Annotated in this window: 9 protein-coding genes and 1 pseudogene; 7 read left to right on the forward strand and 3 right to left on the reverse strand. The window is 40.1% G+C overall.

What is annotated here, in order from left to right:
• The first annotated feature begins 214 nt into the window (after positions 1 to 214).
• Positions 215 to 1,522 carry a hypothetical protein gene (locus I6852_RS07670; protein WP_197292057.1) on the forward strand — a complete coding sequence of 436 codons (1,308 nt, stop codon included), beginning with the start codon at positions 215 to 217 and terminating at the stop codon, positions 1,520 to 1,522.
• Positions 1,523 to 1,528: 6 nt separating this feature from the next.
• On the opposite strand, the gene I6852_RS07675 is transcribed toward I6852_RS07670, so the two are convergent.
• Complete coding sequence (locus I6852_RS07675) at positions 1,529 to 2,191, reverse strand: outer membrane protein (RefSeq protein WP_197292056.1); 663 nt, start codon at positions 2,189 to 2,191, stop codon at positions 1,529 to 1,531.
• A 288-nt stretch (positions 2,192 to 2,479) separates the two neighbouring features.
• Here I6852_RS07675 and I6852_RS07680 point away from each other — a divergent pair, with 288 nt between their 5' ends.
• The 6 genes from I6852_RS07680 to I6852_RS07705 all read left to right on the forward strand — a co-directional run bounded on the left by I6852_RS07680 (position 2,480) and on the right by I6852_RS07705 (position 8,200).
• On the forward strand, positions 2,480 to 3,040 hold the full coding sequence (locus tag I6852_RS07680) for a pyruvate flavodoxin oxidoreductase subunit gamma (RefSeq protein WP_000486466.1): 561 nt from the start codon (positions 2,480 to 2,482) through the stop codon (positions 3,038 to 3,040).
• A 15-nt stretch (positions 3,041 to 3,055) separates the two neighbouring features.
• A complete protein-coding gene (locus tag I6852_RS07685; protein WP_000656174.1) occupies positions 3,056 to 3,448 on the forward strand; it encodes a 4Fe-4S dicluster-binding protein in 393 nt (130 codons plus the stop codon).
• A gap of 9 nt (positions 3,449 to 3,457) precedes the next feature.
• Positions 3,458 to 4,681 carry a 2-oxoacid:ferredoxin oxidoreductase subunit alpha gene (locus tag I6852_RS07690; RefSeq protein WP_001129854.1) on the forward strand — a complete coding sequence of 408 codons (1,224 nt, stop codon included), beginning with the start codon at positions 3,458 to 3,460 and terminating at the stop codon, positions 4,679 to 4,681.
• Positions 4,682 to 4,693: 12 nt separating this feature from the next.
• Positions 4,694 to 5,638, forward strand: a complete 945-nt coding sequence (locus I6852_RS07695; RefSeq protein ID WP_079372622.1) for a thiamine pyrophosphate-dependent enzyme — start codon at positions 4,694 to 4,696, stop codon at positions 5,636 to 5,638.
• Positions 5,639 to 5,747: 109 nt separating this feature from the next.
• Positions 5,748 to 7,070 carry an adenylosuccinate lyase gene (gene purB / locus I6852_RS07700; RefSeq protein ID WP_197292055.1) on the forward strand — a complete coding sequence of 441 codons (1,323 nt, stop codon included), beginning with the start codon at positions 5,748 to 5,750 and terminating at the stop codon, positions 7,068 to 7,070.
• 296 nt (positions 7,071 to 7,366) lie between these two features.
• Positions 7,367 to 8,200: an outer membrane protein gene (locus I6852_RS07705; RefSeq protein WP_197292054.1), complete on the forward strand. Its 834-nt coding sequence runs from the start codon at positions 7,367 to 7,369 to the stop codon at positions 8,198 to 8,200.
• On the opposite strand, the gene uvrB is transcribed toward I6852_RS07705, so the two are convergent.
• Both uvrB and I6852_RS07715 read right to left on the reverse strand, forming a co-directional pair.
• On the reverse strand, positions 8,197 to 10,173 hold the full coding sequence (gene uvrB, locus I6852_RS07710) for an excinuclease ABC subunit UvrB (RefSeq protein WP_197292058.1): 1,977 nt from the start codon (positions 10,171 to 10,173) through the stop codon (positions 8,197 to 8,199). The two genes, I6852_RS07705 and uvrB, sit on opposite strands and share 4 nt — an antisense overlap.
• 40 nt (positions 10,174 to 10,213) lie before the next feature.
• A pseudogene (locus I6852_RS07715) lies at positions 10,214 to 10,583 on the reverse strand (hypothetical protein); the annotation flags it as partial.

Genomic DNA, 10,583 nt, shown 5'->3' on the forward strand with positions numbered 1-10,583 from the left:
AAAAGAATGATTTGAAGCTGAAGTCATAAAAAATTAAACACCCTTTTTTAATGGCTATTTTATCCAAAAAAAAAAAACCGAACTTGAAAGGGTTCTGTTTTTGGTTTTTATGTTGTTTTTAAAGCAAATTAATTTAAAATCGCATCTTGTCTTTAAGTGTCGCTATTTTAAATGCTGCAATTTTAAAAGATGGTGAAAGGGGCTGTATTTTAGTTTGATTTTCTTAAAAAAATCTCTTTGCGTGTTGTTAATTTCAAGTTTTTCAATACCACCCTTAATGAAAGCGGCTAGTTTTGTCTATGACTTGAAGTTTATGAGCTTTAATTTCAATTTAGTGGCCCCAAATAACAACCCCTATTGGAATAGCCTAACCAAAATGCAAGGTCGTCTCATGCCTCAAATCGGCGTTCAATTAGACAAAAGGCAGGCCTTAATGTTTGGAGCGTGGTTTATTCAAAATTTACACACGCATTATAGCTATTTCCCTTATTCATGGGGGGTTACGATGTATTACCAATACATAGGGAAAAATTTGAGATTTTTTTTAGGCATTGTGCCACGAAGCTATCAAATAGGGCATTACCCTTTAAGCGCTTTTAAAAAACTTTTTTGGTTTATAGATCCTACTTTTAGGGGAGGAGCGTTCCAATTCAAACCAGCTTATGATCCCAATCGTTGGTGGAATGGGTGGTTTGAGGGCGTTGTGGATTGGTATGGGGGGCGTAACTGGAACAACCAACCCAAAAAGAAAAATTACGATTTTGATCAATTCTTGTATTTTGCTTCTTCAGAATTTCAGTTTCTTAAAGGGTATTTAGGTTTAGGGGGGCAGCTTGTCGTTTTTCATAACGCCAGCCATCATAGCATGGGAGATAATTACCCTTACGGCGGTAATTCCTATCTCAAACCAGGCGATGTAACCCCGCAATGGCCTAATGGCTACCCCTATTTCAGTCAAAAAAATAACCCACAAGGCGGAGAAATAGGGAAATACTCTAACCCTACCATTTTAGACAGGGTCTATTACCATGCTTATTTAAAAGCGGATTTTAAAAATCTCATGCCTTATATGGACAATATTTTTATGACCTTTGGCACGCAGTCGTCTCAAACCCATTATTGCGTGCGTTATGCTAGCGAGTGCAAAAACGCTCAATTTTATAACAGCTTTGGGGGGGAATTTTACGCCCAAGCGCAATACAAAGGCTTTGGGATTTTTAACAGATACTATTTTTCCAACAAACCCCAAATGCACTTTTACGCTACTTATGGCCAATCCCTTTATACCGGATTGCCATGGTATAGAGCCCCTAATTTTGACATGATAGGGCTTTATTATGTCTATAAAAATAAATGGGTGAGCGTGCGAGCGGATGCGTTTTTTAACTTTTTAGGTGGGGGCGATGGGTATCATTTGTATGGGAAAGGGGGCAAGTGGATCACCACTTATCAGCAATTCTTAACCCTAACCATAGATACACGAGAGTTGATTGATTTTGTCAAATCTAAAATCTCTAAATAACCATACCTAAAAATTATAGATATAATTGAAATAAGCGACCGGTAAGCGGTGCCATAAAGTAGTTGCGCTCAAGCCATCAATAATTTCGGTTCTTTTGTTAGGAATGACAGGGAATTTCAACCCGAAAGTGATTTCATTGTGGAAAAAGCCAAAACGAAAACCCACTTTCACAAGCAATTGGAAAAGCGAATTTTCTTTGCCTAAATATTGAGCGATAATCCCATGCATAGCCTCTCCTGGCATGTAAGTCGCCCCAGCGATGCCTAAGCCAAACTCCAACCCCAAAAACATCTTTGGCGAATTGAAAGCGTCCCACAAACCGCTAAATTCCAAACCATAGGTAGAAATATAGGATTTGTGAGAAGAAAAGGTCTGATCATAAAACAACCCGTAACGGAAACCCACATGCTCTACAGCTTGCGTTTTAGCCACAAATTTCCCCCCTAACACCACGCCAAAGCCATTGCCGGTCATGAAATACGATTTATCTACAGACTCGGTGCTAAAAGATGTGTTGATCGCGCTAAGTTGATACCCAACCCCTAAATAAAAGGTATTCCTATCCGCAAATTTAGGTTTTTTTGATTTTTCATCAAGCTCTGCCTCTGCGGCTTGAAGCGATGATAATAACGCCATGCCCATTAATATTTTAACCATTGTTTTATCCATAACCCAATTCCTTATGTTATCCTACCCCACACTTGCCCTAATAGATTAAGATCAAATCACGCCCTAATAATAACAAAGTTTAAAATAAATATTAGTGGTTTTTATTAAGAACGCCTATCTTTTTAGAATAAATGGCCATAAAATAGCCATAATTCTTGTAGGTATGCCCCCATTTTCCTATCAAAATTCCTAAAAAGATATTGTTATAAGACACATTAATAGTTTTTCTTGTATAATATTTGGGCTAAATTCAATTTATTTTATACGATATTAAGGAGACATATTACCATGTTTCAAATTAGATGGCATGCGCGAGCGGGTCAAGGCGCAATCACTGGCGCTAAAGGACTAGCTGATGTGATTTCAAAAACAGGCAAAGAAGTGCAAGCGTTCGCTTCCTATGGTTCAGCTAAAAGGGGGGCGGCTATGATGGCTTACAACCGCGTTGATGATGAGCCTATTTTAAACCATGAGCGCTTCATGCAACCGGATTATGTGCTGGTGATTGATCCCGGTTTGGTTTTCATTGAAAACATCTTTGCTAATGAAAAAGAAGACACGACCTATATCATCACTAGCTACCTTAACAAAGAAGAATTGTTTGAAAAAAAACCTGAATTAAAAACCCGTAAGGTGTTTTTAGTGGATTGTTTAAAAATCTCTATGGAAACCTTAAAACGCCCTATCCCCAATACGCCCATGCTAGGGGCTTTAATGAAAGTGTCTGGCATGCTTGAAATTGAGGCTTTTAAAGAAGCTTTTAAGAAAGTTTTAGGCAAAAAACTCACGCAAGAAGTCATTGACGCTAACATGCTCGCTATCCAAAGAGCTTATGAAGAAGTTCAATAACATTAAGGATTAAAGATGAAAGATTGGAATGAATTTGAAATGGGGGCGGTGCTCTTCCCTTTTGAAAAAAACGCGCAAAGCGAAATGGAAAAACACAATGATGAGCGCCATTACACCGAGCAAAGCTACTTCACCACTTCAGTGGCTCATTGGCGCGTGGCTAAGCCTGTGCATAACAATAATATTTGCATCAATTGCTTTAATTGTTGGGTTTATTGCCCAGACGCTGCTATTCTTTCAAGAGAGGGCAAGTTAAAGGGCGTGGATTATTCTCATTGTAAAGGCTGTGGCGTGTGCGTGGATGTCTGCCCCACCAACCCTAAATCGCTATGGATGTTTGAAGAACAAATTGAGCCCGCTACCGCTCTCACTCAATGGCCGCAAAAACAAGAAAAGAAAAAATCATAAGGAAAAAATATGGCAAAAAGTATTGAATTGCAAGAGATAGAAGTGTGGGATGGCAATACCGCTAGCTCTAACGCTTTAAGACAGGCTCAAATTGATGTCATCGCAGCCTATCCTATCACCCCATCAACGCCCATTGTGCAGAATTATGGCTCGTTTAAGGACAATGGCTATGTTGATGGCGAATTTGTTTTAGTGGAATCTGAGCATGCCGCCATGAGCGCATGCGTGGGAGCTGCAGCTGCCGGTGGTAGAGTCAGCACTGCGACTAGCTCTCAAGGTTTGGCGCTAATGGTAGAGGTTTTATACCAGGCTTCTGGCATGCGTTTGCCTATTGTTTTGAATTTGGTCAATCGCGCTCTAGCAGCCCCTTTAAATATCCATGGCGATCATTCGGATATGTATTTAAGCAGGGATTCAGGCTGGATCAGTTTATGCACATGCAACCCTCAAGAAGCTTATGATTTCACTTTAATGGCGTTTAAAATCGCAGAGCACCAAAAGGTGCGCGTGCCTACTATTGTCAATCAAGATGGTTTTTTATGCTCGCACACCGTGCAAAATGTCCGCCCTTTGAGCGATGCAGTGGCTTATCAATTCGTAGGCGAATACCAAACCAAACATTCCCTTTTGGATTTTGATAAACCGGTAAGCTATGGCGCGCAAGCTGAAGAAGAATGGCATTATGAGCATAAAGCCCAACTCCACCATGCCATCATGAGCGCGTCTTCTGTGATTGAAGAAGTGTTCAATGATTTCGCTAAACTCACAGGCAGACAATACCATTTGACTAAAACTTTCCAGCTAGAAGACGCTGAAATCGCTATCTTTGCGTTAGGCACTACTTATGAATCAGCGATCGTAGCGGCTAAGGAAATGCGTAAAAAAGGCATTAAGGCCGGCGTGGCTACCATCCATTCCTTGCGCCCTTTCCCTTATGAAAGATTAGGGCAAGATTTGAAAAATCTTAAAGCTTTAGCGATTTTAGACAAGAGCTCTCCAGCGGGCGCTATGGGGGCGATGTTTAATGAGGTAACGAGCGCGGTGTATCAAACGCAAGGGACTAAACACCCTGTGGTGTCTAACTACATTTATGGTTTAGGCGAAAGGGATATGACGATCGCGCATTTATGCGAGATTTTTGAAGAAATCAATGAAGACGCTCTTAAAGGCACGCTCACGCACCCTACCCAACAATTCGTAGGTTTGCACGGCCCTAAAATGAGCTTTTTTTAAAAAGGAAATATCATGGTAAAAGAAGTCAAAACACTCAAAGGTTTTAGCCAAAGCGCTGAGAAATTCCAAGGCTCGCACTTGCTTTGTCCGGGTTGTGGGCATGGCATTATTGTGCGCGAAGTTTTAAACGCTGTAGATGGGCCTATCGTTTTAGGCAATTCTACCGGTTGTTTAGAAGTATGCTCGGCGGTGTATCCGCACACTTCATGGGATGTGCCTTGGATCCATATTGGTTTTGAAAATGGATCTACAGCGATTTCAGGGGTGGAAGCGATGTATAAGGCTTTAGTGAATAAGGGCCGCTATCAAGGTCAAAAGCCAAAATTTGTGGCGTTTGGAGGCGATGGGGCTAGTTATGATATTGGTTTTCAATTCATCAGCGGTTGCATGGAAAGAGGGCATGACATGACTTACATTTGCTTAGATAATGAAAACTACGCCAATACCGGCGGTCAAAGAAGCGGATCTACGCCATTAGGGGCTAGCACTTCCACCACGCCAGCGGGATCGGTGAGCTTTGGTAAAAAAGAAAAGAAAAAAGACATCGTCAGTATCATGGCAAGCCATGGGGTTCCTTATGTGGCGCAACTCTCGCCTAACAAATGGAAAGACATGAACAAAAAGATTAAAACCGCGCTAGACACTGAAGGGCCTTGCTTTATTAACGCTCTTAGCCCATGCACGACTGAATGGAAATTTGAATCCAATAAAACCATTGAATTAGCGGATATGGCTGTGGATAGCTTGATGTTCCCCCTATTTGAAATCTTTAATGGCAGGGAATTGAAAATCACTTACCGCCCCAGAAATATCATTCCTGTAAGGGATTATTTAGGGGCTCAAAAGCGCTTCAAACACCTTTTCAAAAAGGAAAACGAACACATTATTGAAGAATTGCAAAAAGATGTGAATGAGCGTTGGGAATACTTGCAACGCAGAGAAGAAGCTAAAGTATAACCCTTCCATTAAATCAAGGCGCTTTTTTGTGCCTTGTGTGATTTTCCCCCTTGACTTTTTAAACCCCTTTAAAGTAACATAAATCCCATTTTGATTGTAAGGATTGTCGGTGTTAGAACGCTATGCGAATGAAGAAATGAAAGCCCTATGGAATGAGCAAACCAAGTTTGAAACCTATTTAGAAGTGGAAAAAGCTGTCGTTAGGGCGTGGAACAAGCTTGGGCAAATCCAAGATAGCGATTGTGAAAAAATCTGCTCAAAGGCGGCATTCAATCTTGAGCGCATCAAAGAAATTGAAAAAACCACCAAGCATGATTTAATCGCTTTCACTACTTGCGTGGCTGAAAGCTTGGGCGAAGAATCCCGCTTTTTTCATTATGGGATCACTTCTAGCGATTGCATTGATACGGCTATGGCGCTATTGATGACCAAAAGCTTAAAACTCATTCAAAAAGGCGTTCAAAACCTTTATGAAACCCTTAAAAACAGAGCTTTAGAGCATAAAGACACGCTAATGGTGGGCAGAAGCCATGGGGTGTTTGGCGAACCCATTACTTTTGGCTTGGTGTTAGCCCTTTTTGCTGATGAAATCAAACGGCATTTAAAAGCCTTAGATTTAACGATGGAATTTATCAGCGTAGGGGCGATCAGTGGGGCTATGGGGAATTTCGCGCACGCTCCCTTAGAATTAGAAGAATTAGCGTGCGGATTTTTAGGCTTAAAAACCGCCAATATCAATAATCAAGTCATTCAAAGAGACCGCTACGCTAGGCTTGCATGCGATCTGGCTCTTTTAGCGAGCAGTTGTGAAAAGATCGCTGTCAATATCCGCCATTTGCAACGCAGTGAAGTCTATGAAGTGGAAGAAGCTTTTTCAACAGGGCAAAAAGGGAGCTCTGCGATGCCCCATAAAAGAAACCCCATATTGAGCGAGAATATCACCGGGCTTTGCAGGGTGATTCGCTCTTTTACTACCCCTATGTTAGAAAATGTCGCCTTATGGCATGAAAGAGACATGAGCCATAGCTCTGTGGAGCGTTTTGCATTACCCGATCTGTTTATCACTAGCGATTTTATGCTCAGCCGCCTAAATAGCGTGATTGAAAATTTAATGGTTTATCCTAAAAACATGCTTAAAAATTTAGCTTTGAGTGGGGGGCTAGTCTTTTCGCAACGGGTGTTATTGGAATTGCCCAAAAAAGGTTTGAGCCGAGAAGAAAGCTATTCTATCGTGCAAGAAAATGCGATGAAAATATGGGAGGTTTTGCAACAAGGCGCTTTTAAAAACGCTGATGAAAATTTGTTTTTAAACGCCCTACTCAACGATGAACGCTTGAAAAAATATTTGAGCGAGGACGAAATCAAAGCATGTTTTGATTACAGCTATTACACTAAAAATGTGGGGGCGATTTTTAAAAGAGTGTTTGGATAAGGCGCGTTTTTAGCCTAAAATTTTTTGGCTTTGTTCTTGTGGAGCGTTGGGTTGCAGAATTTAAAAAAGACTCAAAGCGTTTTTAAAATAAATATAATCAAAAAGCTTGATTTTAATCAAACGATAGCTTCTTAAAAAAACGCTCTTGAAAGGTTAGGGTTTTTTTGGGGTTTTAGGGGAATTATTTCAAAATACCCCCTATCCCCTTAAGAAAATGAGTTTAATAAAGTTTAAAACGATACAATAAAGTTTAAAACCAATTTGTAAAAAATTAAAATTTCAATCAAAGGGCTTTTTTGAAACGAGCGTTATACTTAATTTTAGGGCTTTTTTACGCGCTTAATGCAGAGAGCTTTAAAGATGTTTTGACTAAAGGGGATTACACTTTTTTTAATAAAAAGGTGGTTTCGCCTATCAAACGCTATGCGGATAGATCGGCGTTTTATCTGGGGCTTGGGTATCAACTAGGGAGCATTCAGCACAACTCTAGCAATTTGAATTTATCCCAGCAATTCAATAAGAGCCAGATTATTTTTAGCGATGGCTTAAGCCCTGTTTTTAAAAATTCATATGTGTCTAATGGCCTTGGCGTTCAGGTGGGCTATAAATGGGTGGGTAAGCATGAAGAAACGAAGTGGTTTGGCTTCAAGTGGGGGTTATTTTATGATTTGAGCGCTTCTCTTTATGGTGCTCAAGAATCGCAGTCTGTCATCATTTCCACTTACGGCACTTATATGGATTTATTGCTTAACGCTTATAATGGGGATAAGTTTTTTGCCGGGTTCAATTTGGGGATCGCTTTTGCCGGGGTGTATGACAAAGTGAGCGATGCGTTATTGTATCAAGCGCTTCTTTTAGACACTTTTGGCGGGAAAGTGGATCCGAATGGTTTCCAGTTTTTGGTAAATTTAGGGGTTCGTTTAGGGAATAAGCGCAACCAATTTGGCTTTGGGATTAAAATCCCTACTTATTATTTTAACCATTATTATTCCATGAATAACATTAGCAATAATAGTGGAGATGTCCTCAAAGTTTTACGATTTTTAGAATACGGGATCAACAGCTTGTTGTATCAAGTTGATTTCAGGCGCAATTACTCGGTTTATTTCAACTACACTTATAGTTTTTAAAGCGTTCTTAATTGAGCGATTTCGTCTCTCAAACGCATCGCTTCTTCAAAATCCAAATTTTTCGCACATTCTCGCATTTTTTTATCCAATTCTTTAATGATTTTTTCCCTTTCACTCTTAGGCATTTTGTCCTTTTTTAAGGCTTTAGCGATTCTAATCTCATCGTCTCTTAATTTCAATTCCTCTTCTAAAGCGCGAGTAACGGTTTTAGGGGTGATGTTATGGATTTTATTGAATTCTTCTTGCTTGGTGCGCCTGTAACTAGTGATCTCAAAGGCTTTTTGCATGCTTTGAGTGATCTTTTTAGCGTATAATAAAACCTTGCCATTAGCGTTTCTAGCGGCTCGCCCCATGGTTTGAATGAGACTTGTTTCGCTCCTTAAAAACCCTTCTTTATCTGCATCCATGATCGCTACTAAAGAGACTTCAGGCAAATCCAACCCCTCTCTTAAAAGATTGATCCCTATTAAAATGTCAAATTCCTTAAGCCTTAAAGAGCGGATAATGTGATTCCTTTCAATCGCATCAATTTCGCTATGCATGTAACGTGCTTTCAAGCCCCATTCAGCATAATATTTGCACAATTCTTCTGCCATTTTTTTAGTGAGCGTGGTGATGAGCACCCTTTCATCTCTGGCCACCACTGACTTGATTTCATCAAATAAATCCTGGACTTGCTTATCGCTGTCTCGCACTTCAAATTTAGGGTCTAAAAGCCCTGTAGGGCGAATGATTTGCTCAGCGACATTCTTTTGAGAAAGCTCTAATTCTAACTTATTGGGCGTAGCGGACACAAAAAGGAATTGGCAATTTTTATGGATAAATTCATCAAATTTTAAAGGGCGGTTGTCTAAAGCGCTAGGCAATCTAAAACCATATTCCACTAAAACGCTTTTCCTGCTCATATCCCCTGCATACATCCCCCCAAATTGCGGCAAACTCACATGGCTTTCATCTACAATGACTAAAAACTCCCGCTCAAATATCCCCAAATAATCAAACAAACAAAAAGGCGTTTCGTTAGGGGCTTTACCTGTAAAATGGCGCGCGTAATTTTCAATGCCCTTACACACACCGGTCGCGCTAATCATTTCTAAATCATGCTCGGTGCGTTGTTTGAGGCGGTTGTATTCAAGCATTTTATCCTGCTCTTTAAAAAATTTCAATCTTAGAGCGAGTTCATCTTCAATGCTTTTAATGGCTATATTTAATCTCTCGCTCCCTACGGCAAACTGACTGGCCGCATAAAGCATGACAGAATCCAAGCGCTTGATTTCATTTCTTTCTAAAGCATCAAAGACAGCAATCCTTTCTATCTCATCGCCAAAAAATTCAATCCTGATAAATTCAGCGTCATTATAAGCAGGGAAAATATCCACGCATTCTCCGGTCGCTCTAAAGCTCCCCCTATCAAACACCACTTCATTACGGCTATAACCCATTTCCACTAGCTTTAATAAAAAGTTCTTGTAAGTGCGCTTCTCGCCCACTTTGATTTTTTCCATGACTTTTAAATATTCTTCAGGGTTACCCAAACCATAATTAGCCGAAACGCTCGCTATCACGATCACATCATCATAACCTAAAAGTGAGGTGGTCGCGCTCAATCTCAAACGCTCCAAGTCATCGTTAATAGAGCTGTCTTTTTCAATGAACAAATCCCTTCTAGGGATATAGCTTTCAGGTTGGTAGTAATCAAAGTGGGAGATAAAATACTCCACCCTATTGTGTGGGAAAAACGCCTTAAACTCGCTATAGAGCTGCGCGCATAAGGTCTTATTATGGCTCATGATCAAAGCGGGTTTATTGGTTTGAGCGATGATATTGGCCATCGTATAAGTCTTACCGCTCCCTGTAACCCCCACTAAAGTTTGATAATGGTTGTTATTTTTCAAGCTTTTCGTTAAGGCTTCTATAGCTTGGGGCTGATCGCCTGCTGGTGGGTAAGGGCTTTTTAAATCAAATAAAGGCATCTTTAAAACTCGCATTTTTTAGGGGTATTATAGTGGTTTTTTAACACGCCTTATTCAATCTCAAAAAAATCAATGTTTTGATAATGATTGGTTTTTTGGCTTCAATAATCTCGCTTGTGGCTTGTTGCTTTTGTTGCGTGATATTATTTAAAACTTCTTGCTTATTGGTGTTAATTTGATTTGTAGCGCTAACTTTCGCTTCGTTAATGTTAGTTATCGCTTGCGTTTGATTGTTGCTTATTTCGTGGTTAGCGTTCGTTTTAGCTTCGTTAATGTTAGTTATCGCTTGCGTTTGGTTAGCGGTTATTTCATTGTTAGCGGTTGTTTTAGCTTGTGTTATTGCTTCAAGGCTTGCGGTTTTGTTGGTGTTAATTTGATTTGTAGCGCTTTCTTTCGCTTGGTTTAAAAAG

It is taken from the genome of Helicobacter pylori, from assembly GCF_015904775.1.
Classification (GTDB): domain Bacteria; phylum Campylobacterota; class Campylobacteria; order Campylobacterales; family Helicobacteraceae; genus Helicobacter; species Helicobacter pylori_DM.